The following is a 25040-nucleotide window of genomic DNA, read 5'->3' as shown; positions in this document are numbered from 1 at the left end:
CGGTTGCGGATTTTGCCGCAGTGAGGAGAGACTACATCATGGGAATTTATACAGTAAGAAGAATTTTTAGGCAGTTTTCATTCTTGCGAGATGTCTTGGAGAAACATGAAATCTCGCTATTTGTTGCATTATTTAGCAACGGATGGAAACGACTCTTCGTCAATGAGGAGTAAGTCATTTTCAATATCGAAAGGAATCGCACTAAGTGTAAGCGTGTCACTAAATGAAAATGGGGGCAGCGGCCGATTGAAAGAAGAAGTTAATGGATAAACCAAAAACATATGTCCCTGGCCATTTAGATACTTGTGCCCATAGGCGAATAGCTGATAGAAATCGCTTTGGCTGAGACCGTATTTACTCGCTCTATCATCACTATTTAAGCGTTTCCATTTTGTATCCAATAGCCATTTTTTACCCTCAAACTCGATGAAAATATCCGGTTCAAGACGAAATATCGGGGATTCCAGCTGAGAGCAAAGGTATCTGCTTTTTATCGGAGCATGGAGAACTGCGTCACTTTGAAGATTTTTTCTGAGCCACTTAACAACGTAGCGTTCGAAAAGTTTTTCCATAGGGTAAAGCAAGCTAACGCCTCTCCATTCGCCTAAGATCGACGTCGGCATATGCTCACCTAACACTAACTCACACCATGGTTTAACATCTTTATAGTCATTCATAAGGCGATCATTACGCCATGCGCTGAGATCTCTATTTATTGCTGAACTCGTTGGCACTTCGTTCAATAGTGAAAGTAAATCCTGACTCAAGCGCCACGTGGTCGATTGTCTAGTCGTTTTAGATACACGTAATAAAGCTAATTTCAAAAGGCGATTTTCTGCACGATTAAAAGTAAATATGTCGTGACGGATTTGAAATTTATGCTGTTGGCTAGGGGATTGTCTCATTTGAGCTGAGAAATTAATCTGCCCTTTAAGATAAAACTGTTCCTCATCTATCCGCTGGTAATGAGCACGTAATCCTCTTTTAATCAGCGAATTAAAGGAATCTAAAAACCTCTCCATTACCCACTCAGTAAGCGGGGCATTAAAAAGCTCCAACGAGGTTTCACCCACTTGGCGAGTAGGAAGATCGAAAGATGCTTCAATCATTTTACGTAGGAGCTTTCTCGCCTTATGAATGCAGTCTTCATCCATAAAGCTTTTAGGTAAAATTTCAATACGCGTTCCACAAGGGGTTTCGATTACACCCACGTAATTATCGAGCTTTAACCATGCTCGATCTTCGACTTGTAACAAGGCTGTGCCGGTATTAAACGAAGATGCGAGTTTACATAAATAGTCAAAAGCACTTGTCGTAATTTGGGCGCGATCTAGAGTTGATACAATACTAGATGTCGTTAGCCTGGCAAATTCTCTAACGGTAATGGCTAGCATTATTCTCCACTCTCTTGTAAAACTATTTCACTTTCTTTTGCCGGGGCAAGATTAACATCAATAATCCCGAGATAACTTTCAACGTGAGAGAAATTCAAGTCATTAATTTTATAGACATTTCCCTTCATCGGTTCAGTGACCTCTGGGCCAAATAGTGAGTCGTCCCATTGCGAAGGGGAAATAAAGCAAAAAATATTTTTCTTGCGGTGATCATTGAGGATCCAACGAATTTTTTGCCAGTCTTCAAAGAAGTATTCTTGCAAGAGAGGAATTATTTGGTCACGAAAAATAGAGGCTAAATGTGTAAGTGTTGGTTTTTTATTTAAAGGTAAAAAGTAAGCATGGCCTAAGCAATGATCAGCATTAAGCAGTACTTCAATACGACTGTTCATTGTTCTTAGAATTGTGCCGATATTAATACCTTCAATGATAATCTCATCGAGTAAATCAGGATTTGGCGGGATTTCTCGAAAAATAAACCTGCGTCTTAACGCAATATCTAAACCAGAAAGAGAACGATCTGCAGTGTTCATTGTGCCGATAATATAAACATTGTTGGGAACACTAAATTCTTCTTTTGAATACGGAAGTTTAGTGACAAGCTCTTCTTCTTCCCCTTCCTTTTAGAAACTTCGATTAAAGTAATCAGCTCACCAAAAATGCGAGAAACATTTCCTCTGTTGATTTCATCTATAATTAAAACAAAGGGTTGTGAAGGTTTTTTTGCTGCGTTTATGCAAATCCTTTTAAAAATACCAGGTTCAACGTGATACTCTAGTTGTTTCCCTTCCCCAATTGACGGTCTTAACCCTTCAACAAAATCTTCATAAGTAAAACTTTGGTGAAAGGTAACAAAATTAATAAATCCATTCTCTCTAAGATCTTCAAAACGCGCTTTTTGAGCGGCTCTATCATCCCGATTTAATTCTAAAAACTTCCCATCCAGAATGTTAAGTGCTGTACCAATAGTTGCATAAGTTTTACCCGTACCCGGAGGGCCAAAGAGAATTTGATTCAACATTGGGATATCCTCCAAAGGTTTGGTTATCTGAATATCTTCACTCTCATTTTTAAGCTCTAAAGTGAGTTGGTACTTTTGAAGCACTTTACCTAAATCGCTGTAGAGTTGTGTATCAAATGATGGTGAGCCAACTACCTCAGAAACATTTTCGTAAACTGCTGCTACATAAGAAGAACCATAGCGTTTTATGGTAAATCCTTTTTCTTTCATATGTGCAGATACAGTTCCGTTTTTTATTATTTCTTCATGCCAATTATTTTTAGGATGATTGGTTTCACTCACACCATAGCTCAGAACTAGATAATCGTGTGCTTTGTAATAAAGGAAAACTGGGTAAATACCATTTGAAACTTCCTGCCCTTTACCCAGAAATGCTATCCAAGGTACTTCCGCTTGGTTGCCCTGCCCGAAACTTACTTTTAATTTAAAAGAGCATACCAGATCAGAATAAAGCCCCTTGACTTTCAAGTTTCCAGTTTTGGCTTGTTCTATAAATTTTCGGACTTCTTCTGCAAAATTAATTTGTTTTAGCGCTTCTTCAAAATTTGTGCTCATTTGGTGGCACCACAGTTTAAGTCAGCATAGTGCTGAGTAATTTATCGTAATGCCTACCAATTTACATGTACCACTTACGTTTTTTCAATGTTTTAGGCGCATTTCTGCGCATTACCATCATAAGAACCCCCCCCTAAAACATCGCCCCCATCTCCAGCTGTCCCATCAGCAACGCATTGTCGCTGTAGTCCACCGGGACGGCGACGACGGCGGGGCCTTGTACGTCCATCGCGGCGCGGAGGGTGCTTTCCAGGGTTTCGGCGGAGGTGACGGCGAAACCTTTGGCACCGAATGCGTCGGCGTAGGCTTTGAAATCGATCGGGCCGAACTGGATGCCGGAGGTGCGCTGGTATTTTTTCTCCTCCTGGATGGCGACCATGTTGTACGCCTCATCGACCCAGATGATGTGCACCAAATTCACGCCCAGCCGGACGGCGGTTTCCAGTTCCATGCTCGATTGCATAAAGCCGCCGTCGCCGGAAACGGACACCACTTTGCGGCCGGGATCGACCAGCGCCGCGCCAATCGCCCACGGCAGCGCGACACCCATGGTTTGCTGGCCGTTGGAAATCAGCACCTGACGCGCGCGGAAGCTGTAAAGGTAACGGGCGATCCAGATGTGAAAACTGCCCATGTCGACACACAACGTGACGTCGCTGTTGACGATGTCCTGCATCGCGCGCACCAGCCGCAGCGGGTGGATGGCGAACTGGTTCAGGCTCCGGCCTTTTTGATCCAGCAGTTCGCGTTGCTGGCGGCGCTCTTCCAGAATCGCGATGGACGCGGTGCTCAGCACGAAATGCTGCTGGATTTGTTCTGTCAGCAGGTCCAGCGTATCGGCGATGTCGCCCACCAGTTCGACGTCCGGCAGGTATTCGCTGTCCGTTTCGGCGGGCATCACGTCGATATGTACCAGTTCGGCATTCTCGTTATTCCACTGCGCCGGTTCGTACTCGACCGGGCTGTAGCCGATGGTGATCACTAAATCGGCATTGCGCAGCAGGCGGTCACCGGCCTGATTATTGAATAAACCCACGCGACCGGCAAACCGGTGGAACGACGCCTGATCGATAACCCCGGCGGCCTGATAGGTGCTGGTAACCGGCAAATCACTTTTGTGCAGCAGGCGGCGGATGGCTTCGGCGTTACGCGGCTGGCTGGCCATCAGGCCGAGCAGCAGAACCGGGTTTTTGGCCTGTGTTAACAGACGCGCGACCTGCAAAATGGCGTCGTGCGGTGCGCTGCCGAGCACGGGCGGTGGTGAGGTCAGCAGTTTGCCGCTGGCGGGTTCGTTGACGATATCCATCGGCAGGCTGATGAACGCCGCACCCGGACGCCCAAATTCGGCGGCGCGAAAGCCGTTTGCCAGCACTTCGGCCAGTGCGGAAGGCGAGGTGACTTCCGCAGAATATTTGGTTACCGGGCGGAACATCGCGACGGTGTCCATCGTCTGGTGAACCTGTTTCACATGGTCGGCTCGTTTTACCGCGCCGCCGAGTGCGACCAGCGGATCGCCTTCGGATGTTGCGGTGGCAACGCCGGTGATGAGGTTCGAACAGCCGGGGCCGGATGTCACCAGCGCGACGCCCGCTTTGCCGGTCAGGCGGCCGACGGCACCGGCCATAAAGGCGGCGTTCGCTTCATGACGCACCGGAATGGTGATGATGCTGGAGTCGATCAGCGAATCAAATACGCGGTCGATTTTTGCGCCGGGAATGCCGAATACGTGTTTGACGCCCTGCGCTTCAAGCTGAGCGACCACCAGATCTGCGCCGCATTTCCATTCGATTTTAGGGTCTGAGTTTTTCATGGTGTTTTCCTTTTACCTGCGGGCTGTTAACTCTCAACGGACTGAATCGCATCGTTTAAATCATCGGGGTTTAAATCGGCGTGCAGGAAATCGCTGTCCTGCGGGAAGTCGATCAGCAGCTTTTCGACGGTGCCGAACGTCAGAACGCCGCTCTCAACCTGATAATCCAGAACGTGGCCGCCGCTGCTGCGTGCCTGATTAATAAAGTGTTCGTGATAACCCGCCACATTGATGCCCTGCATATACGCCGGGGTCAGAAAACCAATCAGCACGCCCTGACTGTGCTCGATGTGAAAGGTCGGCTGGGCTTCGATGGCTTCCAGCATCGGTTTATACGGGCGCTGTTGTTCCGGCACGGTGCGCGTCTCCACGCGGCTGAATTCACCGTCGATGCGCAGCGCACAGAAGGTGTTCTGGCTGGCGACGGCGCGGTCGATCACCGCGTGGATCTGCCCGCGGGTGTGTGGTCTGTCGATCACGTATTCATTCGTAGGATTAAAGAATGTCATCACCGCAAACGGGGTTTTTTGTTCGGGCAGGGCGCGTCGTGCGCTGCCGTCGCCGCGCAACTGGAAGATATTGCTGTTAAAAGCAATGAGCTCTCCGTCGAGATGATTAAAGGTTCCCAGGCCAAAATCGCCGTGCTCCAGCAGGTCAGCCATGGTGGTCTCGCCTTCGTAGACGCCGCTGAGCAGGGCGCTCATCAGGGATGACTGGTACAACACGCGGTCAGGATGTCGCTGGTTAAACGCCGAGGCCGTGCGGGCAAATTCGGCGACGCAGGAACAGGGATCAGAATGGGTTTTCATGCAGGTGGCTCCGGTCGAATGATTAACTTATCTGATTAAAGGTTGACGCGATTCAGCCAGAAGTTCCAATATGACGAGGTGTTCACTTTGAGACGTTTTTGATATGGAACTTCGTCATCTGCGCTATTTTGTTGCGGTCGCTGAGACGGGCCACTTCACCCGTGCGGCTGAACAACTGGGGATTTCCCAGCCTCCCCTGAGCCAGCAAATCCAGCGGCTCGAACATGAAATCGGCACCCCTTTACTCAAGCGTCTGACCCGTGGCGTCGAGCTGACCGAAGCCGGAAAAGTGCTCTACGACGACGCCCTGAACATCATCAAACTCACTGATGCCGCCTTTGAGCGCACCCGTGCCGTGGCGCGTGGAATAAACGGGACGTTGCGTATCGGCTTCGCCACCTCGACGGCGTTTAACCCGCAGGTTTTTGCGCTGTTGCATCGCTTTCGGGATAAATATCCGGGCATCGTGCTGGAGCCACAGGAAAAGGATATGGCGGGGCTGATGACCGCAATGGGCGAGGGCGCGCTGGACGCGGCGTTTATCCGCCTGCCTTGCGAACGCAGCAAAGACTTCAGTTTTAAGGTACTGGATATCGAAGAAATGAGGGTGGCGCTGCCGAAAAATCATCCGCTCAGCCAGGGAAAAGAAGTGCGTCTGGCGGCGCTGCGCCACGATACGCTGATCACTTTTCCCCGCGATTTATCACCGGGGCTGTACGACGCCGTGACGCAGGCGTGTGAGGATGCGGGTTTTTCGCCGCGCTTCGGGCAGCAATGTCCGCAAATTACGTCGGCGCTGAGTATGGTGGCGACAGGGTTTGGTTATGCGGTGGTGCCGGCGTCGCTGAGTAAGATTGATGAAACCAATGTGCGCTGTCTGCCCCTGGCAGGGCAGACATTGACGACGCAAATCGCGCTGGCCTGGCGCAGAACAGATAACTGCAAGGCCGCGCTGCATCTGGTGGGATTACTCTAAATTACACCACGATAATCACAGAAACCCGGCGGTTCTGGGCGCGTCCGGCCTGCGTTTTATTGCTGGCAACCGGCTGGCTCTGGCCTAATCCGCGGGTCTGGATATTGGCACGCGGCATTCCGGCGTCGGCAAAGGCAGCGGCAACAGTATTGGCGCGACGCAGCGACAGGTCAGTGTTGTAACTGGCATCGCCGTAGTTATCGGTATGGCCGTCGAGGTTCACTTTGTTCAGGCCGACGTGCAGAAGTTCGCTCGCCAGTTTTTCCACCGTCTGCTTACTTTCAGCGGAAAGTTTGTCCTGATTATTGCCAAACAGAACTTTGGCATCCAGACCCAGTTCCCAGCCCGAATCCGTTTTGGTAAAGCCATTTTTTTGCAGAACCGCAATCTGTTCCGGGGTTAATCCGGTCACGGGTTTGGCCTGACAGGCCGCCAGGAAAATAATGCAAAGTGCCATTCCGGCATACTGGCACCAGGTCTTAAAACGATTGTTATTGTGCATGTGTGTTAACTCCTTTTAGTCTTTCATCACAACAGGCAGCGGCATGCCTGAAGAGACATGCCAGCAGCTGCCGGATATTTTTTTCGAGCGATACATCGCTTCGTCGGCTTTTTCGAGCAATTCTTTAGCGCTGTTCGCCTGGGAAGGCGACAACGCAATACCGATGCTCAGGGAAACATCCAGCGTCTTGTTATTGAGCAGGATAACCGGCGTTTTCATGATATCGACAATCCGCTCGGCGAAGGCCACGGCTTCCGCCGTGGATATCATCGGGTCGAGCAGGATAGCAAATTCATCGCCCCCCAGACGCGCCAGAACATCGCCCTGACGCAGCGTTTTCGCCAGCCGCTCACCAATCACCATCAGTACACGGTCACCGGCGGCATGCCCCAGCGTGTCGTTGATCTCCTTGAAGTTATCGACATCAATAAACAGCAGGGCTAGCGACAGCGGCGGACGCATCGGGTTAAAGCATTGATTCAGCGTATCAATAAAGAACGCGCGATTATGCAGACCGGTCAATCCATCGTGCAACGCTTTTTGTGTCAACGAACTGTTTTCGTTACGCATGTGATTTTCCCAGGCTTCCAGCTCGGTCAGCAGGCTGTTGAAGTCCTGACTCAGTGTATGCAGCTCAACAACCGGGGCGGAAGGCACACGCAGGCTGAAAGAGCGGTTAGCGCTCACTTCGTGCGTGACGCGCGTAATGTGGCCGAGCGCATCGACGATCCCTTTCTGCATCCGGCGGGAAAAATACAGCGCGACCAGCGCCGTCAGCACCAGACACCCGAGCAGGCTCAGCACGGTTTCCAGCAGGAAACCAATCAGGCTGGTGCCGTTACCGGCGAGCCAGACCGTACCGATGACGGAACCTGAGTGGATCACCTGTGTGGTAATGGGCTCCGGGAACGCAAGATGCCCGACAAACTGGCCGAGCTTATCCCAGTTGCTGTTAACCGGGCGCTGCCATTCGGTAAAGGTCGCACCGGCAGGCGTCAGGATTTTCGCCTGCGTGAAATCACCCCGTTTGGCGATAAATTCCAGCGAGTCATGCGCCGCCGTCGGGTCATTAAAGACCAGCGCCGCTTCCGTGGTGTAGCTGATCGCGCGTGCCGTCAGTTCGAGATTACTTTCGGCGTGCGAACGCAAAGCGATCAGGGCCAGCAGGGTCAGTAAAAAGCCAGCAAGGCCAATCGCCGTCACAATAACAATCACATGGATTCTGTTCAGTGCGGCGCTCAACGTCGTGCGCGGGCTCTGCTGTTCGGTGTCAGGAACAGGAATTTTATGTTCCATGGTCACTCCTTTTCCCTGGCAAGTTGTAATACGGCCGGATTTACCCGCACGCCGCTGCGTGACAGCGTATCCAGATTCAATTTAAAACCGGTGTGTTGTGCTGTAATCACCAGACAAAATGCGTTCAGTAATGCGCAGGTATCGTCCTGTTCGCCAATAGTCAAAATGGCATGCCCTTCCAGGCGCTGGTGTAAATCAGTCTGCTGATCGGCCGTCGTGCTGCCGGAGTAAATGGCGTCGCATTGCGATGTCAGCAGCGGGCTGTCTATAGGAAGGGTTAAAATCTTGAGGGATCTGCCGGAAAATGCGCTGCCGTCCGGCGTTAATTGCGCGGCGTATTTTACCGGGGGAACGATGCACAAGGTCAGGGCAGAAGACGCAGTGCCGTCAGGCCAGCGCGAATAGCTGAGAATACCGTTAACCGTCTGCGCGACGGCGGCATTCGTGGCGTCATTGCCGGTTTCTGCCACGCCGGGTGCCAGCGGAACAGCCAAAAGCAATGTCAGCAGCGCAAAGCCATACGCAGCCTTCAAAAAACGGCGGGAATGAGTCTTCACTGACAGGCAAAAAAGAGATCGGGCTTTTCCCATTGAGTCGCTCAGCATTTCTTCCGGTTGAAATTATTTCTCCGAAATAAGAATAACTTTATCGGCATGATTTCTGAAAGCGTCAATAAAAAATTTTTCATGTAGTTACGCCGTCCGCTCTGTTTCGAATTTTTTACACAAAGCAGGAAAACTGCGCATTCTGAAGCGGTATTAATGATTTCGATTTTAAAATTGTTTGTTTTTTAGCCGATTTGGCGCGCGCCAGACAGGCGATAAATAAAACACTTTGGCGGCATTTCAACCATTATTTAAATAATAGTCACGGGGATAACAAAATATGACAAAAAATAAATGTTATCGGAATCACTATTTGATGAATTAAAATTGCAGGAAATGTTAATGATTCTGAATTTAAAGGAATATTAGGCGGAATTCTTGCGTTATTCGTGATCATGCTCTCAAAGCCAGGTTGTTACCCAGATTTTTATGCTACCGATAGGTATCATGCCCGCATTAATGGTATGTTTTGTCCGTCAGGGTGGTTTTTTCGATGACGGGTGCAGTAAAAAAAACATCAACCATTCCTGGGGAAAACGGAATTATTTTTATAATCAGGTACTGAGGAATCATGGATAATACAACAATCGGAACGCTGTCTAAACAATCGGTAAGTTCCTGGCGTAAAACTGACACCATGTGGATGTTAGGCCTCTACGGAACGGCAATTGGTGCAGGTGTTCTATTTCTTCCTATTAATGCAGGGATTGGCGGCTTAATTCCGTTAATCATCATGGCGATCCTCGCCTTCCCAATGACTTTCTTCGCTCACCGTGGATTAACGCGCTTTGTATTATCCGGTAAAAATGCGGGCGAAGATATTACGGAAGTCGTTGAAGAACATTTCGGTATTTCAGCCGGTAAGTTAATTACCCTGCTTTATTTTTTCGCCATTTATCCCATTCTTTTAGTTTACAGCGTGGCTATTACCAATACGGTTGAGAGTTTTATTACTCACCAGATGCACATGAATGCGCCACCGCGTGCGTTGCTGTCATTAATTCTGATCCTCGGCTTAATGACGCTGGTGCATTTCGGGCAAGATATGATCGTGAAAGCGATGAGTATTCTGGTCTTCCCGTTTGTTGCCGTGCTGATGGCGCTGGCGCTGTACCTCATACCTAACTGGAATACGTCGGTATTTGAAAACGTGTCTCTGTCCGGTAATGGCGTGGGTCACGGGATGCTAATGACGCTGTGGCTGGTCATTCCGGTGATGGTGTTCTCTTTCAACCATTCCCCGATCATCTCCTCTTTTGCTGTCGCAAAACGCAAAGAGTACGGCGAAGACGCTGAGAAAAAATGCTCCCGTATTCTGGCCTTTAGCCACATAATGATGGTGCTGACGGTGATGTTCTTCGTCTTCAGCTGCGTCCTGAGCCTGTCTCCGGAAAACCTGATGGAAGCAAAAGCCCAGAACGTTTCAATTCTGTCTTATTTAGCCAACCATTTCGCTAATCCGGTGATTGCCTATATCGCGCCGTTTATTGCTTTTATTGCGATTACCAAATCTTTCCTCGGCCATTATCTGGGCGCGCGTGAAGGTTTCAACGGTATGGTGATTAAATCACTGCGCAGTAAAGGAAAAACCATTGCCCTGCCAGCCCTGAATCGTTATACCGGTATCTTCATGTTATTAACCACCTGGTTAGTCGCAACGCTGAACCCAAGTATTTTAGGGATGATTGAAACGCTGGGTGGCCCGATTATTGCGATGCTGTTATTCCTGATGCCTATGTATGCAATTCGCAAAGTCCCTGCGATGAGAAAATACAGTGGTCATATCAGTAACGTATTCGTGGTTATTATGGGCCTGATTGCCATGTCTGCCATCATATTTAGTCTGATCGGTTAATAAATAAAATAGCATAATCCAGTGAGCGGTAATAATTCCGCTCACTGCTTCTGTTTTATTCACCTTCATCTTTATTTAATCCTTTATCCTATTCAGACAGGGAGTCCACCGTGATCAGCGTCTTCGATATTTTCAAAATTGGTATTGGTCCTTCCAGTTCGCACACTGTCGGCCCGATGAAAGCCGGGAAAATATTCACTGATGAACTCATCTCTTCAGGCCATATTGACCAGACGACCCGCGTCGTCGTGGATGTTTATGGATCTTTATCACTGACCGGAAAAGGTCATCATACTGATCTGGCCATCATTATGGGGCTGGCCGGCAATATGCCGGATGATGTTGATATCGATGCGATCCCCGGTTTTATACAGCAGGTGGAAACTTCCGGTCGTTTGATGCTGGGCAAAGGGGCGAAAGAAGTGGATTTCCCGGCCGGTTCCGGCATGAATTTCCACACCAGCAATTTGCCGTTGCATGAAAACGGCATGTCCATCAGCGCGTTAAACGGTGATGAACTGTTGTATACCCAAACCTATTATTCCATCGGCGGCGGCTTTATTGTCGAAGCCAGCAAATTTGGCGTGCAGGATGAAAACCCGGTCGTGCGCCCTTATCCGTTCCGTTCCGCCAGCGACCTGCAAAAACATTGCACGGAAACCGGCCTGTCATTGTCAGCGCTGATGCTCAAAAATGAGCTGGCAAGCCACACTCGGACAGAAATCAGCGATCATTTTGCGGCTATCTGGAATGTGATGAGCGAAGGGATCACCCGCGGTATTCATACGGAAGGGTTATTGCCTGGTCCGATGAAAATCAACCGCCGCGCGGCGGCTCTGCGTCGCATTCTGGTGACGCAGGATAAAAATAACGTCGATCCGATGGGCGTCGTTGACTGGATCAACATGTACGCCATGGCGGTCAATGAAGAAAATGCGGCAGGCGGCCGCGTGGTGACCGCCCCGACCAACGGCGCGTGCGGGATTATCCCAGCCGTCCTGACGTATTACGATCAGTTTATCCGCCCGATCAGCCCCGATTCTTACAGCCGTTTCTTCCTCGCCTCGGGCGCCGTCGGCATTCTGTTCAAAATGAATGCGTCGATTTCCGGTGCTGAAGTCGGTTGTCAGGGCGAAGTTGGCGTGGCCTGTTCCATGGCGGCAGCGGGTCTGACCGAGCTTCTGGGTGGCAGTACCGCGCAGGTCTTTATGGCGGCAGAAATCGCGATGGAGCACCATCTCGGGCTGACCTGCGATCCGCTGGCCGGGCAAGTTCAGGTACCGTGCATTGAGCGAAATGCGATTTCGGCGGTGAAAGCCGTTAACGCCTCGCGCATGGCGCTGCGCCGCACCAGCGAACCGCGCGTTTGCCTCGATAAAGTCATCGAAACCATGTACGAAACTGGCAAAGACATGAACTCGAAGTACCGTGAAACGTCCACCGGCGGTCTGGCGATTAAAGTTTTGGCGTGTAACTAAACACCCTCACAGTGAGCCGGTCCGGACGTTGTCACTGTCGAAAAAGTGTTTGAAGCACCGCTCTGTTTAAAGAATAAAGAAAAGGCCTGCGGGGAAACCGGCAGGCCTTTTTTGTACCCAAAACAAAAACTGATCTAAATCAAAATTGAGTGATTTGCTCGCCCGTCGAAATTTTAGCCCACGTATAATTTGCGGCCAATTATTTGCCGTCGAACGAAGAACCTCCTATGCCAATCAGCCTGATCCAACCCGATCGCACATTGTTTTCTTACCCGCGCTACTGGGCCGAATGTTACGGCACCGCGCCGTTTTTCCCGATGACCCGGGCGGAAATGGATGAACTCGGCTGGGACAGTTGTGATGTGATCGTGGTGACCGGCGATGCGTATGTCGATCACCCGAGTTTCGGGATGGCGATCGTCGGCCGTATGCTGGAGGCGCAGGGATTCCGCGTGGGGATCATCGCGCAGCCGGACTGGACCAATAAAGACGATTTCATGCGGCTCGGAAAACCGAATCTGTTTTACGGCGTGACTGCCGGAAACATGGATTCGATGATCAATCGCTATACCGCCGACCGGAAACTTCGTCACGACGATGCGTATACGCCGGGTAATGTCGGCGGCAAACGCCCGGACCGTGCGACGATGGTGTACACGCAGCGCTGCAAAGAAGCGTTCAGCGATGTGCCGGTTTTACTCGGCGGAATCGAAGCCAGTTTGCGGCGTATCGCGCATTACGATTACTGGTCCGATACCGTGCGCCGTTCGGTGCTGGTGGATTCCAAAGCCGACATGCTGATTTACGGCAACGGCGAGCGTCCGCTGGTGGAAGTGGCGCACCGTCTGGCGGCGGGCGAGTCGATTACGGATATTCACGACGTGCGAAATACCGCCGTGATGCGCAAAACCGCCCTGACTGGCTGGAGCGGCGTGGATTCCACCCGGCTCGATAAACCTGGCAGAATTGAGCCAATCATGAACCCGTACGGCGAGGATTTGCCGTGCTCAGAAGGGGAACTTCCTGCGCCGGATGCGCCGCAGCCAGTCACCGTTCGGGCACCCAAACCGAAGCCGTGGGAGAAAACCTACGTTCTGCTGCCGTCGTTTGAAAAAGTGAAGGGCGACAAAGTGCTGTACGCGCACGCCTCGCGAATTTTGCACCACGAAACCAATCCGGGCTGCGCGCGGGCGCTGATGCAAAAACACGGCGATCGTTACGTGTGGATCAATCCGCCGGCGATCCCGTTATCTACCGAAGAGATGGATGAAGTGTTTGCACTGCCGTTCCAGCGTGTGCCGCACCCGTCTTACGGTAAAGCGACGATCCCGGCGTATGACATGATCCGTTTTTCGATCAACATCATGCGCGGCTGCTATGGCGGCTGTTCGTTCTGCTCGATCACCGAACATGAAGGGCGGATCATTCAGAGCCGATCCGAAGCGTCGATCGTGCGTGAAATCGAAGAGATCCGCGATAACGTGCCGGGATTTACCGGCGTGATTTCCGATCTCGGTGGCCCGACGGCAAACATGTATATGCTGCGCTGTCAGTCGCCAAAAGCGGAGCAAAGCTGCCGCCGCGCGTCCTGTGTGTACCCTGAAATCTGTACGCACATGGACACCAACCATGAGCCGACCATCAATCTTTACCGCCGCACCCGCAGCCTGAAAGGCATTAAGAAGATCCTGATCGCCTCCGGCGTGCGTTACGATCTGGCGGTAGAAGATCCGCGTTACATCAAGGAACTGGCCGAACATCACGTCGGCGGTTATCTGAAGATTGCGCCGGAGCACACCGAAACCGGGCCACTGTCGAAAATGATGAAACCGGGAATGGGCAGTTATTACCGGTTCAAAGAGCTGTTCGATAGCTATTCCAAACAGGCTGGAAAAGAACAGTATCTGATCCCGTATTTCATCTCCGCCCATCCGGGGACGCGCACGGAAGATATGATCAATCTGGCGCTGTGGCTGAAGAAGAACCGCTTCCGGCTGGATCAGGTGCAGAACTTCTATCCGTCACCGCTCGCCAGCGCGACCACCATGTATTACAGCGGTAAAAACCCGCTCGGCAAAGTGGATTACAAAAGTGAGGACGTGGTGGTGCCGAAAGGCGATCGTCAGCGACGGTTGCATAAAGCGTTGCTGCGCTATCACGATCCGGTCAACTGGCCGGTGATCCGCGAAGCGCTGACGGCGATGGGGATGCGCCGTTTGATCGGCATTCGTCCGGATTGCCTGGTGCCGCCGGACGGTTTTGATCCGAAATTCACCGCGTCACGTTCCGGGAAAGATACACCGGCCACGACGCGTTTTACCGGATCCAAAGCGCAAAATCCGGCGACCGGAAAAGGCAAAGCGACAGAATTCCGTGCAGGGAAAAAACCGGCGGCGGCCAGACCGGCTCAGGGTAAAAACGGTCAGTCTGCCGCGCAGGGAAAAAGCGGGGAACCGCGGGTTAATCGAGGTAAAAGACCGGCTTAAGATCGCTGCTGATCGGGCTGTTATCGGCATTGGCAGGCATCACGTCTGCCATATGCTTCCACCATTGCTGGCAGATTTCCGTCTTCGCCACGGCGTTCCATCTTTCTTCTGATTCAATCTCCACATACCCGAACAGCAGGTTGCGTTTTTCATCCAGAAAAATGCTGTAGTGGTGCGCGCCGTGCGCTTTCAGGGTCTCCGCCAGTTCCGGCCAGACCGGCGAATGCCGCCGCTGATATTCCGCATGCGCATTCGGGTTGACCTGCATAACGAAGGATTTACGGATCATGTTTACTCCAGGGAGATTCTTGTTGGCGGAGGGAAAACTCCCCCTTCGCAGGGGGAGGAGAAAGGAAGTTACATCGCTTTCATGTACAACTCGCGGACTTCTTCGCGCGTTGCGGTTCTCGGATTGCACGGCGCGCAAGGGTCAGCCAGCGCTTTGTCGAGCCAGCCTTCGATATCGGCGTCGACAATGCCCAATGCTTTTAATCCGGAAGGAATTCCCACTCTCGCCGACAAGTCACGGATCGCTTTAATTGCCGCAACGCTGGCCTGCGTTTCGCTGATGCCCTGCGTGTTTACGCCCATGGCGCGCGCGATATCCGCAAAACGGTGCGGCGCGGAAGCGCGGTTAAATTCTTCCACGACCGGCAGAAGAATGGCGTTACAGACGCCGTGTGGCAGGTTATGTGTCGCGCCCGGCTGATGCGCCAGCGCGTGCACTAATCCCAGACCGGCGCTGTTAAACGCCATGCCGGCCAGATATTGTCCCTGCGCCATTTTCTCGCGTGCTTCAATATTATCGCCATGATCAACCGCTTCTGGTAGCCATCGGGTAATCGTCGAGATCGCCGCCAGCGCGGTCGGATCGGTCAGCGGATGCGCGCCGACAGAAACATAAGCTTCGATGGCGTGCGTCAGGGCATCCATTCCGGTTGCTGCGGTGACGTCAGCGGGGATCTTCAGCATAATCGACGGATCGTCGACCGCGATATCCGGGATCAGATTCGCATCAATAATGACTTCTTTCACCTGACGCTGGCTGTCGATGATCACCGCGTTGCTGGTGAGTTCCGCTGCGGTACCGGCCGTGGTGTTGACCGCCACCAGGAAAACGCCCGGTTGAGTCACTTTACCGACGCCGGAATAAATCGTCACCGGCCCCGGATTGGCGGTCAGAATTTTGATGCCTTTTGCCGTATCAATCGGGCTGCCGCCGCCGAAACCAATCAGATAATCGCAATGATTTTCCTGATACTGGCGGAAGCCTTCGTCGACGTGTGCAGAGGTAGGATTGGGCACCACGCCGCCGTATAACGCATACGGCAGTCCGGCGGTTTTGAGTGCGGAGAACAGGCCCTCGAGCAGACCTAACTCGACCAGCTGACCGTCTGTGACGATCAGCGCTTTGCCCGGTTGTTTTGACGCCAGCATCGCAACCATATCGCTGATCGCGCCCTGGCCGTGGAGGCTGATTTTTGGCAGTGCAAGCATGAAACTCATAAAATTCCCTCTTCTTTTTAATTAACAATCAATGTCCTGACAGCACGGCTCCTGATCTGCGCCGGTCCCGGCGACAGGAAACTTTCCGTCGTTCCTGTGCCGGGTTTTTAATAGGTTGGAGCCTTAATGGCCGGATCAGGCTTTTAACGCGGCTTCAAACGGTGTGACGTCAAAACGTTTAGCCAGCGCGATCAGTTCGTCGGTTTGAATGGTCTGTTTCATGCCACCCATTGAAATCACTTTCACCAGTATTTCCGCTGATTTTTCAGCGGTGTCGATCAGACCAAAGGCGTCATCAAGCGTCGGGCCGCAACCGAAGATCCCGTGGAATGCCCACAGCACCAGGCTGTGATGCTGCATACGGTCGGAAGTGGCTGCGCCAATACCGTCGGTGCCCGGCACCATCCACGGCACGATGCCCACGCCGTCCGGGAAGACCACCAGACATTCGGTGCTGCATTCCCACAGTTTGCGGGTGATTTTCGCGCTGTCGAGTTCAAGCACGTAAGTCAGCGCAATCAGGTTGGTGGCGTGGCAGTGCATGATCACGCGGTCCTGCCCGTGGGTAACGCGTTTACGCACGGCGTGAGATTGCAGATGCGACGCCAGTTCAGACGTCGGCAGGCCGCCTGCGGTCAGGCCCCAGAGAATTTTGTAGCTGGCACCTTTGTCATCGAGCTGGATCACGGTCAGCGCTTCGGCAGGCGCGAGCTGCACGTTGCGGAAGAACTTGCCGGAGCCGGTCACAATGAAGTATTCGTTGGCCAGATCCGGTGCGTGCTGAGTCAGTTCAACCTGACGCGGCTGGGCATAGAAATCATTTTTGTACGGTGCCACGTCTTCCGGCAGCAGACGCATACTGACGTTGCCGCCGTTGCGCTCGTCCCAGCCTTTCAGCCACATATCAGTGGTCGCCTTGACCATGCCCTGTACAAACCACGCGCTAAATAATGTTTTCATCGGTTCTTTCCTGCAAATAAGGTGAATGCGTTTAAGCAATAAATTCTTCGATAATCAGCGTTTTGACAGCACGCTGGTTTCGTAATGACGAACGGCATCCAGCCACTGACCGCCGACCGGTACGTCGTGGCGCTGGCAATACATGTCCCAGACGGCCTGCCAAGGCAGCGATTTTTGTTCTTCCAGCAGGGCCAGACGCGCAGTGTAATCGCCTTCGGTTTCCAGTTTTTTCAGCAAATCAGTCGGTTCCAGCAGCGCTTTCAGCAAGGCTTTTTTCATGTTGCGCGTGCCGATAACCCAGGCGGCGATGCGGTTGATGGAGGCGTCGAAGAAATCCAGCCCGATGTGCACGCGGTTAAACAGGTTATGGCGCACGATTTCGCTGGCGATGGCCTGCGTTTCGTCGTCGAGCAGTACGACGTGATCACTGTCCCAGCGTACCGGACGGCTGACGTGCAGCAACAGGCGCGGCACATACAACATGGCGGCAGAGATTTTGTCGGAGATCACTTCGGTCGGATGGAAATGCCCGGCATCCAGGCACAGCGCGGTGCCACGGCTGGCAGCGTAGCCCAGATAGAATTCGTTGGAGCCGACGGTGTAGCTTTCAGAGCCGATGCCGAACAGTTTGCTTTCGACGGCGTCGATGTGTTCGGTGATATCAAACTTCTCGGCAATCACTTCGTCGAGTGCACTCATCAGGCGCTGGCGCGGTGCCAGACGATCCACGGTGACATCTTTCATGCCGTCCGGAACCCAGATGTTCATGACGGAAGGCGTGCCCAGCGCGCGGCCAAATGAAGCAGAAACGCGGCGGCTGGCCTGACAATGCTCAATCCAGAACTGACGGATTTCCGGATTGGCGCTGGAGAGCGTAAAGCCGTCTGCGCTCATCGGATGCGAGAAACAGGACGGGTTAAAATCCAGTCCCAGTTTGTTTTTCTTCGCCCAGTCTACCCAGCCGGTGAAATGCTTCGGTTCGATTTCATTGCGCGGAACCGGTTTGTCGGATTCCAGATAAATAGCATGCAGGTTCAGACGATTAGGGCCGGGGATCATTGAGATCGCCAGTTCTAAATCTGCCCGCAGCTGTTGTGCATTTCGCGCTTTGCCGGGGTAATTACCGGTCGCCTGAATGCCGCCGGTCAGCCCGCCTTCCGGATTCTCAAAACCTGCGACGTCATCCCCCTGCCAGCAATGAATTGAAACCGGCAGGGTATCGAGTTGTTTGATTGCGGCTTCGGCATCAATGCCCAGCTGGGCAAAACGTTCTTTGGCAAGCGTCCATGCGTGATCGATAGATGAAGTCATACTGCGAGCTCCTCATTGGCGTGACAGAGCGCCTGGAAACGGCGCCAGTGAATTGGGAAATCCTCGTGAATACGGGGGAGGTAATGGCGTTGCTCGAAATTCGTGGCGACAATCCGACGAAATTCTGCGGCATCTTTGACGGCATCAAGCGCCATCAGCTGGCAGCCGATATTGCCGAGTGTGGAGGCTTCAACCGGCCCGGCGCTGACGTTCACCTGGCAGGTGTCGGCGCAAAGCTGGTTCAGGAACTGGTTCTGGCTGCCACCGCCGACAATGTGGATATCGTGCAACGGCTCGCCTTGCAGCGTCGCCAGTTGCACGGAAACCTGGCGGTAAAGCATGGCAAGACTGTCGAAAATACAGCGTGCCAGTTCGGCCGGTGAAGTGGGTACCGGTTCTCCCGTCTGCTCGCAGGCTTCGCGGATGGCCCCGACCATCGACGGCGGATTGATAAACCGGTCTTCGTTCGGGTTAATCAGATAGGTGAACGGTGGAACGTTTTTGGCCAGCGTAATTAATGAAGGCAAGTCCTGAATGTTCAGTTCCCGACAAACGCGCTGGAACAACCACAGACCCATAATATTTCTCAGTACGCGATAGCTGCCGTTGATCCCACCTTCATTGGTGACATTGTCGTGCAGCGCGCCGGCGTGATTGAACGCTTTTGGGCTTTCGATGCCCATCAGCGACCAGGTGCCGGAGCTGATATAGGCGCTGTGCATGCCGGTAAGCGGCGCGGCCACCACCGCACTGGCGGTGTCATGTGTGGCGACGCTGAAAACGGGTACGCTGCGGCCACGCGGGCTGTGCCACAGTCCGGGAGAGTTGCCCGGCTGGAGGGGTTTTGTTAGCCAGTGGCGCGGAACGCCGGCCAGTTTCAGCAGTTCTTCATCCCAGTCGCCGGTAGAAATATTCAGCATCTGCGTGGTGCTGGCGTTGGTGTATTCCTGATTCAGTTTGCCGGTGAGACGGTAAAGAAAGTAATCCGGGATCATCAGAAGATGCGCGGCTTTCTTCACGACGTCGGGTTGCTGTTCGCTCAATGCCCGCAACTGATACAGCGTGTTGAACGGCATAAACTGGATGCCGGTTTTCTGGTAAATCGTTTCGCGGCTCAGCTGTTGTTCCATGCGCGCCATCACGCCTTCCGTGCGGTTGTCGCGATAGGAAACGGGCAAGCCCACGCGCTGTCCTTGCTCATCAAGCAGGACATAGTCCACGCCCCAGGTATCGATACCGATACCGTCGAGCTGAACGCCGGACGCATCCAGGCGGTTCAGCCCTTCGAGAATGTGCTTTTCCAGCGCATCGAGATCCCAGGTTTCATGACCGTCAATGTGCGTCAGGTTATTCGGAAAACGGTGAACTTCTTTCAGCGTCAGCGTTGCTGCCGGGTCTGCATCGTGGCGGGTAAACGTCGCCAGCATTACCCGGCCGCTGGAAGCGCCGAGGTCAATAGCGGCAAGATGGTGAGTTCTCATAGCGGCCATTCCTTATTGAATATGCGGCCAGTGTAGGGGAGGCATTGCGGGGACACCTTCCGGTGATTGCCACCGGTTTTGACGGGATGGCAGCATTAAAAAGGTAGATGCGAGGCAGATCACAGATCAGCGGAAAGCTTCCCCTGAGGCGGTTTCTGAAATCTTCCGATGCGCGGGGGAGGCGACTGTGATCTTCGCCGCAGATCTTAATCGTGGTGGGGTGAATCTTAAAAATCTGACCGTTTATAGCGTTTTTCACGCCGCCGTTTGAAGGTAAGAACATTACGAGCGGGGTAGGGTTGTTTTCCGAAGACCCATGATTTTTGTACCGGAGGCGATAAATGACGTTACTGAAGGGTGATGATTATTTTGCGGCACCTGAACTGACTGTGACGGTTGAGCGGCGTCTTCCGCAAGGCGTTTTCCCGGAGCATTACCACGACTTCCACGAAATTATGCTGGTGGAAAGCGGATCGGGCGTACACATCTTTAATGACAATCCTTATACCCTGACGGCGGGCACCGTGTGTTTTGTGCGTGCCAGCGATCATCATTTGTTTGAAAACGTCGATAATTTGCGGCTGACCAATGTGCTTTTCCGTTCGCCAAAAGCTTTTCGCTTTATTCAGGATGTCGGCCATTTTCTGCCGCAGGAACATCACTATCAGTCACAGATCCACTGGCAGCTCAGTCCGTGCGTGCTGCATCAGGTGCTGAACTGTATCGCGCAGCTGGAAGCGCTGCCCGCCGGCGTGGAAATGGAACATATCGCCACGCGCGAAAGTGTGTTTTTACAGTTGCTGATCCTGCTTTATCAGGACTGTTTCCAGCCACAATTGCGAGATACCTCGGAAAACAGGGTCAATCAACTTTTGCAATGGCTCCAGTCACATTACAGTGAGGAGATTAACTGGACCGAGGCGGCAGAACGTTTTTCACTGGCGCTGCGCACGCTGCACCGGCAGATGAAGCATTACACCGGCATGACGCCGCAGCGATATCTCAACCGTTTACGTCTGCTGGAAGCCCGCCGTCGTTTACATCACAGCGATCAAAGCATTACCGATATCGCTTATGCCTGCGGGTTCAGTGACAGTAACCATTTCTCGACCCAGTTTCGTCGGGAATTTTCGGTGTCGCCAAAACTCATGCGTGATCAGCTACGTTAAGCGGTGCCTCTCGTGCGCTCAGGTTTTTGCCTGATCCGCCTCGTTTATTTTGTCGTCAAACGGGTAGGGGATTGCTGCTATGTCTTTAAGACTTCAAAAGAATGACCTCTTTCTGACCGGAATGAATTCGGTGGTGGTAGAAGAGCGCCATCCGCAGGCGGATTTCCCCACCCATGATCACGATTTCGATGAACTGGTGATCGTCTGGCGTGGCAACGGCATGCATATCTGGAACGATATCCCTTATCCCATTACCTGCGGTGATCTGTTTTATATCAACGCCAGAGACAGGCACAGCTATGAATCAGCCAATGAGCTGGCGCTCGACAATGTGCTGTTTTGCCGCGAACGTTTCGGGCTGGAAGCCGACTGGGCGCAATTATTGCCGGGAATCAATGCCAGCCAGGAACAGCGTTACTGGCGACTGAGTACACTCGGGATGTCCGTTTTGCGCGATAAAGTCGATGAGCTGGCGAAGGAGTGCATGAAGTCAGAGCCGCTTTCCATTCAGCTAAGCGAAGCGTTGCTGATGCAGCTGGCGCTGCTGCTGTTGCGATTCCGCCACCGGCCAGACAGCGGCGCATTGCCCGATGCGCATCAGCTGGATTTACTGCTGATGGCGCTGAGGGCAGGCATTGCCGAACCTTTCCATCTGGAGACGTTTTGCCAGCAACATGAGCTTAATCCCCGCAGTCTGCGAACGTTATTCAAGCAACATACCGGGCTGAGTGTGATGAGTTATTTGCGTCAGCTCAGGCTGTGCCGTGCGATGAGTCTGCTACGTTATGGCAACCTGACGATTGGTGATGTGGCCGCCGAATGCGGCTTTGATGACAGTAATTATTTCTCTGTGGTGTTCAACCGGGCGTACGGTGTTTCGCCGAGAGATTACCGGCAGCGCTTTATTGCTGAAGCCAAAAAGGTGTCGCCACGGTCTTTCCCGTTTATTACGGCAGACTGATTACGGCAGGCTATTAACGGCAGAACCCACTCTGCCGTTACGTTTGAAGAACGCGGAATCAGAGCGCCATTCCCAGACCGACGATATTGGCCGCCAGAATAATCACCAGCGCGCCGAGGCAGAGAATGCGTACCGGTTTTCTGCCGACGCCCGCCCATTCTCTTAAAACCAGACCAATGATCCCGCCACATAATACGTAGAAACTCATGTGCAGCATCCAAGACATGTAGTCGTATTCGATGGGAATGCTCGCGTGTCCCCAGGCGTAAAAGAAGAACTGCAAATACCACATGGTGCCACCCATGATGGAGAACAGGATGTTGGTCAGCAGCAGGGATTTCGCCACGGACATGTCGGCCCTGAGCGAAATGTTTTTTCGCGTCGCGAGGCGGATGATGCAGAAACCCAGGTTAACGATAGCGCCGCCGCCCATGATCACCACATAACTTGGCAGCGCGACGTACAGCGGGTCGATGCCCAGCGCGCGTGCGGCTTCATGCATCGGCACTGCTGCGCTCATTGCAAACGACATCCCGGCGGAGAAAATCCCGCACATGACCGCCAGAATCAGCCCTTTTTTCAGGTTAAATTCTTCTGCTTTGATCCCCAGCGCTTTCTCTTTCAGATACCCGGCGTAACTGACAATCGCTACGCCAATAACTGCCACCAATACGCCGAGCAGCGTTAACCGGCCTCCGGTGGTACCGAACAGCATACCGATTTTGCCTTGGAGGACTGGCGTCATCAGTGTGCCGATAATCAGCGTGATCCCGATGGCGATGCCGATTCCCAGCGACATGCCGAGATAGCGCATCGTGAGCCCGTAGTTAATGTTCCCGATGCCCCACATTGCGCCGAACAGGAAAACCGGCAGCAGGGTCGCAAAGCTGAACGAGCCGTAATACGTCCAGAAATCAGGCAGAAGCACGTAACTCACCGCCCACGGTAAAATAATCCAGGAAAAGAAGCCGCCCAGCGACCACATGGTCTCCCAGGACCAACTTTTCACTTGCTTGAAAGGTGCATAGAAGCACGCTGCGCTGGCTGCTCCTATCAGATGCCAGATAATCCCTAAAACTATCGAACTGTTCATACACTGAACCTTTTGTTATGTAGAGAAACAGAGGGGTGCTCAAATAAATAAACCGCCGTAACACGCTGATCCGTCAGAAGTCAGTACGGCGGGTGACCCGTAGTGTAAGAAGTGTTCGATCGGGGAGCCTTCCGGTCAGTGCCACGGGAAAATAGCCTCTGGCACTCGCCGGAAGGTGGAAGTGAGTGAGTTCACAGATTTGGAAAACGGCAGAATAATAGCGTTAAAACAATAAAATAGGCGGGTTTTGCAACATAAGCGTCAGGCGGCGGAAGGTGACATCCTTCGCCCGCACGGCCATAAAACCATCACGATTAGGATTATCTTTATCGGTCTTATTTTTTTTGTGGGGTTTGTGAAGGGCTACGGCTTATTAAAGCAGAATGGTCAATCCGGCGGGTAACATTCACCTGTAACCTTTAATAAGGTAAACAAGCTGTTTAACTTTCAGCCCGAACCTTAATCAGGCTGAAAGTTGAATGATTATGCAGTGATTATGAATGAGAACGCTTTATTTACGAATAGGGCATCCGCATATTTATCGTTAGCAAAACTAATAACAATGATCGAGCCGTTATCGAGGTTACCTTTCAACAATAATCAGGCTAATTTTTCTTCAGCGATTTCCTGACGTTCATTATTTTCTTCCCAGGCATAGAATATTTTATTACGCCCGCTGTTTTTGGCTTTATACAGTGAGGCATCCGCGTGACCTAAAGCACGAATAAAATCGCCTTCTTCCAGCGCGGCCAGCCCGGCACTCACCGTCACGTGCGTTGAGACCTGTGCGTTAAACAAATGCGGGATGTTCAGCCCAAGAACCTTATTCTGAATGCGTTCCGCCATGCGAATCGCGTGATCCTGCTTAACGTTCGACATCAGCACCAGAAACTCTTCTCCGCCGTAGCGGACGACGACATCCCGAGAACGCACGGCGTCACGGATGGCTGCGGACACGCGCACCAGCGCCTGATCGCCCATGCTGTGGCCGTAATTGTCGTTGTAGGCTTTGAAGTGATCGATATCGAGCAGCATCACGTAATGACCGGAGGCCTGATTAAAAAGAGTTTCCAGTTTGTTTTGCAGGCCACGGCGGTTATACAGGCCGGTGAGCGGGTCCAGCATACTGAGATCGCTGAATTTCTCCCTTTCGCTGTAGAGATTAGACACCATTCTGCGTGTGAACTCGTCACTGCGTTTGAGCATCAGATGATGCAGCCACAGCCCGATCAGCGGCAGCATGACGGTAAAGATGATATGCCCGATATGCTGAAAGTCGTCCAGAAAGATCACGCAGACAGTGGAAGGTGCTGCATGAAGGCAAAAAGCCAGAAAATTATCTGACAAAGCGATGGCGCTGATAAAGAATATACTGAGTAAACTGATGACCAGGTAATTTTTATCTGTTTGGCCGACTTCCTCGAAACGTAATGCTATTTGCCAGGCCCATAGCAGACCGATAATCACAGAACACATATTCAGATGTGCTGAGTAATTTTTCTTACTGAAAAAAGAAAATATTAACCCGCCGCAACAAAGTGTAAAAATCACCACCAGCGGGAATGGCATGGCCATGGCATTATCGGGGGGATAAACCATAGAAAATAGCGCTGTGGCACTATTTAAAAAAAAGAAAAGGAGCATCGCCAGCCGATGTTTGCTTCTCAGCAGTTCATCATAGGAATGAGATATCATCAAATTTACTCTATTTAGCGTGTGTGATTCTGAATAGATAAAGACTCTTATCGCCCAATACCGCGTGCTTATTCCGT

The 25040-nt window shown here is 52.1% G+C and carries 21 protein-coding genes; 6 read left to right on the top strand and 15 right to left on the bottom strand.

Annotation, left to right across the window (positions count from 1 at the left end):
- Window positions 1-128: 128 nt before the first annotated feature.
- The 5 genes from ACM5QY_RS01775 to budA all read right to left on the bottom strand — a co-directional run bounded on the left by ACM5QY_RS01775 (window position 129) and on the right by budA (window position 5589).
- Window positions 129-1394: an McrC family protein gene (locus ACM5QY_RS01775; RefSeq protein ID WP_416118984.1), complete on the bottom strand. Its 1266-nt coding sequence runs from the start codon at window positions 1392-1394 to the stop codon at window positions 129-131.
- Window positions 1394-1927, bottom strand: coding sequence for a hypothetical protein (locus ACM5QY_RS01770; RefSeq protein WP_416118983.1), 534 nt, complete (start codon window positions 1925-1927; stop codon window positions 1394-1396). Before ACM5QY_RS01770 ends, ACM5QY_RS01775 begins: the two co-directional genes overlap by 1 nt.
- Entirely contained in the window at window positions 1924-2970 is a 1047-nt protein-coding gene (locus ACM5QY_RS01765) for an MrcB family domain-containing protein (RefSeq protein ID WP_416118982.1), read from the bottom strand. Before ACM5QY_RS01765 ends, ACM5QY_RS01770 begins: the two co-directional genes overlap by 4 nt.
- A 133-nt stretch (window positions 2971-3103) precedes the next feature.
- Window positions 3104-4780: an acetolactate synthase AlsS gene (alsS, locus tag ACM5QY_RS01760; protein ID WP_416118981.1), complete on the bottom strand. Its 1677-nt coding sequence runs from the start codon at window positions 4778-4780 to the stop codon at window positions 3104-3106.
- A gap of 26 nt (window positions 4781-4806) precedes the next feature.
- Entirely contained in the window at window positions 4807-5589 is a 783-nt protein-coding gene (gene budA / locus ACM5QY_RS01755; RefSeq protein WP_416118980.1) for an acetolactate decarboxylase, read from the bottom strand.
- A gap of 103 nt (window positions 5590-5692) precedes the next feature.
- On the opposite strand from budA, the gene ACM5QY_RS01750 reads away from it, so the two are divergent.
- The gene (locus ACM5QY_RS01750; RefSeq protein ID WP_416118979.1) at window positions 5693-6565 is read left to right on the top strand and encodes a LysR family transcriptional regulator; all 873 of its coding nucleotides are present in this window, start codon (window positions 5693-5695) and stop codon (window positions 6563-6565) included.
- A 1-nt stretch (window position 6566) separates the two neighbouring features.
- Here the strand turns inward: ACM5QY_RS01750 and ACM5QY_RS01745 are convergent, their stop codons facing one another.
- Genes ACM5QY_RS01745 through ACM5QY_RS01735 form a run of 3 tightly spaced genes read right to left on the bottom strand, consistent with a single transcriptional unit; the run spans window position 6567 to window position 8968 of the window.
- A complete protein-coding gene (locus tag ACM5QY_RS01745; RefSeq protein ID WP_416118978.1) occupies window positions 6567-7067 on the bottom strand; it encodes an outer membrane lipoprotein YfiB in 501 nt (166 codons plus the stop codon).
- Window positions 7068-7082: 15 nt separating this feature from the next.
- Window positions 7083-8363 carry a diguanylate cyclase DgcN/YfiN gene (locus ACM5QY_RS01740; RefSeq protein ID WP_416118977.1) on the bottom strand — a complete coding sequence of 427 codons (1281 nt, stop codon included), beginning with the start codon at window positions 8361-8363 and terminating at the stop codon, window positions 7083-7085.
- Between the two features lie 2 nt (window positions 8364-8365).
- Window positions 8366-8968, bottom strand: coding sequence for a regulatory sequestration protein YfiR (locus tag ACM5QY_RS01735; protein ID WP_416118976.1), 603 nt, complete (start codon window positions 8966-8968; stop codon window positions 8366-8368).
- 571 nt (window positions 8969-9539) lie between these two features.
- On the opposite strand from ACM5QY_RS01735, the gene ACM5QY_RS01730 reads away from it, so the two are divergent.
- The 3 genes from ACM5QY_RS01730 to ACM5QY_RS01720 all read left to right on the top strand — a co-directional run bounded on the left by ACM5QY_RS01730 (window position 9540) and on the right by ACM5QY_RS01720 (window position 14787).
- A complete protein-coding gene (locus tag ACM5QY_RS01730) occupies window positions 9540-10823 on the top strand; it encodes an HAAAP family serine/threonine permease (protein ID WP_416118975.1) in 1284 nt (427 codons plus the stop codon).
- A 110-nt stretch (window positions 10824-10933) separates the two neighbouring features.
- Window positions 10934-12301 carry an L-serine ammonia-lyase gene (locus ACM5QY_RS01725; protein ID WP_416118974.1) on the top strand — a complete coding sequence of 456 codons (1368 nt, stop codon included), beginning with the start codon at window positions 10934-10936 and terminating at the stop codon, window positions 12299-12301.
- 227 nt (window positions 12302-12528) lie between these two features.
- Window positions 12529-14787 (top strand): YgiQ family radical SAM protein, encoded by a 2259-nt coding sequence (locus tag ACM5QY_RS01720; protein ID WP_416118973.1) that lies wholly within the window; start codon window positions 12529-12531, stop codon window positions 14785-14787.
- Here the strand turns inward: ACM5QY_RS01720 and rhaM are convergent.
- The 5 genes from rhaM to rhaB form a co-directional block, all read right to left on the bottom strand.
- The gene (rhaM, locus tag ACM5QY_RS01715; RefSeq protein WP_416118972.1) at window positions 14762-15076 is read right to left on the bottom strand and encodes an L-rhamnose mutarotase; all 315 of its coding nucleotides are present in this window, start codon (window positions 15074-15076) and stop codon (window positions 14762-14764) included. The genes ACM5QY_RS01720 and rhaM overlap by 26 nt on opposite strands.
- Window positions 15077-15144: 68 nt before the next feature.
- Window positions 15145-16293, bottom strand: a complete 1149-nt coding sequence (gene fucO / locus ACM5QY_RS01710; protein ID WP_416118971.1) for a lactaldehyde reductase — start codon at window positions 16291-16293, stop codon at window positions 15145-15147.
- Window positions 16294-16428: 135 nt separating this feature from the next.
- The gene (gene rhaD / locus ACM5QY_RS01705; RefSeq protein ID WP_104923434.1) at window positions 16429-17253 is read right to left on the bottom strand and encodes a rhamnulose-1-phosphate aldolase; all 825 of its coding nucleotides are present in this window, start codon (window positions 17251-17253) and stop codon (window positions 16429-16431) included.
- 54 nt (window positions 17254-17307) lie between these two features.
- Window positions 17308-18564 carry an L-rhamnose isomerase gene (locus ACM5QY_RS01700; RefSeq protein WP_416118970.1) on the bottom strand — a complete coding sequence of 419 codons (1257 nt, stop codon included), beginning with the start codon at window positions 18562-18564 and terminating at the stop codon, window positions 17308-17310.
- Window positions 18561-20045, bottom strand: a complete 1485-nt coding sequence (gene rhaB / locus ACM5QY_RS01695; protein ID WP_416118969.1) for a rhamnulokinase — start codon at window positions 20043-20045, stop codon at window positions 18561-18563. Before rhaB ends, ACM5QY_RS01700 begins: the two co-directional genes overlap by 4 nt.
- 341 nt (window positions 20046-20386) lie before the next feature.
- On the opposite strand from rhaB, the gene rhaS reads away from it, so the two are divergent.
- Complete coding sequence (rhaS, locus tag ACM5QY_RS01690) at window positions 20387-21214, top strand: HTH-type transcriptional activator RhaS (protein ID WP_416118968.1); 828 nt, start codon at window positions 20387-20389, stop codon at window positions 21212-21214.
- A gap of 79 nt (window positions 21215-21293) precedes the next feature.
- The gene (gene rhaR, locus ACM5QY_RS01685; protein WP_416118967.1) at window positions 21294-22175 is read left to right on the top strand and encodes an HTH-type transcriptional activator RhaR; all 882 of its coding nucleotides are present in this window, start codon (window positions 21294-21296) and stop codon (window positions 22173-22175) included.
- Window positions 22176-22233: 58 nt separating this feature from the next.
- Here the strand turns inward: rhaR and rhaT are convergent, their stop codons facing one another.
- Both rhaT and ACM5QY_RS01675 read right to left on the bottom strand, forming a co-directional pair.
- Complete coding sequence (gene rhaT / locus ACM5QY_RS01680; RefSeq protein WP_416118966.1) at window positions 22234-23268, bottom strand: L-rhamnose/proton symporter RhaT; 1035 nt, start codon at window positions 23266-23268, stop codon at window positions 22234-22236.
- 600 nt (window positions 23269-23868) lie between these two features.
- The gene (locus ACM5QY_RS01675) at window positions 23869-24963 is read right to left on the bottom strand and encodes a GGDEF domain-containing protein (protein ID WP_416118965.1); all 1095 of its coding nucleotides are present in this window, start codon (window positions 24961-24963) and stop codon (window positions 23869-23871) included.
- Window positions 24964-25040: the final 77 nt, after the last annotated feature.

This window comes from Rahnella sp. PCH160 (assembly GCF_047784855.1).
Taxonomy (GTDB): Bacteria; Pseudomonadota; Gammaproteobacteria; order Enterobacterales; family Enterobacteriaceae; genus Rahnella.
Note: the sequence above shows the minus strand (reverse complement) of the source record. Positions and strands in the feature narration are given on the sequence as shown.

Excerpts from the sequence above, each read along its gene's own strand:
- fucO (WP_416118971.1), bottom strand. The coding sequence starts at position 16,293 with ATGAGTTTCATGCTTGCACTGCCAAAAATCAGCCTCCACGGCCAGGGC.
- rhaD (WP_104923434.1), bottom strand. The coding sequence starts at position 17,253 with ATGAAAACATTATTTAGCGCGTGGTTTGTACAGGGCATGGTCAAGGCG.
- rhaT (WP_416118966.1), bottom strand. The coding sequence starts at position 23,268 with ATGAACAGTTCGATAGTTTTAGGGATTATCTGGCATCTGATAGGAGCA.
- ACM5QY_RS01730 (WP_416118975.1), top strand. The coding sequence starts at position 9,540 with ATGGATAATACAACAATCGGAACGCTGTCTAAACAATCGGTAAGTTCC.
- rhaR (WP_416118967.1), top strand. The coding sequence starts at position 21,294 with ATGTCTTTAAGACTTCAAAAGAATGACCTCTTTCTGACCGGAATGAAT.
- ACM5QY_RS01765 (WP_416118982.1), bottom strand. The coding sequence starts at position 2,970 with ATGAGCACAAATTTTGAAGAAGCGCTAAAACAAATTAATTTTGCAGAA.
- ACM5QY_RS01750 (WP_416118979.1), top strand. The coding sequence starts at position 5,693 with ATGGAACTTCGTCATCTGCGCTATTTTGTTGCGGTCGCTGAGACGGGC.
- ACM5QY_RS01775 (WP_416118984.1), bottom strand. The coding sequence starts at position 1,394 with ATGCTAGCCATTACCGTTAGAGAATTTGCCAGGCTAACGACATCTAGT.
- ACM5QY_RS01745 (WP_416118978.1), bottom strand. The coding sequence starts at position 7,067 with ATGCACAATAACAATCGTTTTAAGACCTGGTGCCAGTATGCCGGAATG.
- ACM5QY_RS01740 (WP_416118977.1), bottom strand. The coding sequence starts at position 8,363 with ATGGAACATAAAATTCCTGTTCCTGACACCGAACAGCAGAGCCCGCGC.
- budA (WP_416118980.1), bottom strand. The coding sequence starts at position 5,589 with ATGAAAACCCATTCTGATCCCTGTTCCTGCGTCGCCGAATTTGCCCGC.
- ACM5QY_RS01770 (WP_416118983.1), bottom strand. The coding sequence starts at position 1,927 with ATGAACACTGCAGATCGTTCTCTTTCTGGTTTAGATATTGCGTTAAGA.
- rhaB (WP_416118969.1), bottom strand. The coding sequence starts at position 20,045 with ATGAGAACTCACCATCTTGCCGCTATTGACCTCGGCGCTTCCAGCGGC.
- ACM5QY_RS01700 (WP_416118970.1), bottom strand. The coding sequence starts at position 18,564 with ATGACTTCATCTATCGATCACGCATGGACGCTTGCCAAAGAACGTTTT.
- alsS (WP_416118981.1), bottom strand. The coding sequence starts at position 4,780 with ATGAAAAACTCAGACCCTAAAATCGAATGGAAATGCGGCGCAGATCTG.
- rhaM (WP_416118972.1), bottom strand. The coding sequence starts at position 15,076 with ATGATCCGTAAATCCTTCGTTATGCAGGTCAACCCGAATGCGCATGCG.
- ACM5QY_RS01735 (WP_416118976.1), bottom strand. The coding sequence starts at position 8,968 with ATGCTGAGCGACTCAATGGGAAAAGCCCGATCTCTTTTTTGCCTGTCA.
- ACM5QY_RS01675 (WP_416118965.1), bottom strand. The coding sequence starts at position 24,963 with ATGATATCTCATTCCTATGATGAACTGCTGAGAAGCAAACATCGGCTG.
- ACM5QY_RS01720 (WP_416118973.1), top strand. The coding sequence starts at position 12,529 with ATGCCAATCAGCCTGATCCAACCCGATCGCACATTGTTTTCTTACCCG.
- rhaS (WP_416118968.1), top strand. The coding sequence starts at position 20,387 with ATGACGTTACTGAAGGGTGATGATTATTTTGCGGCACCTGAACTGACT.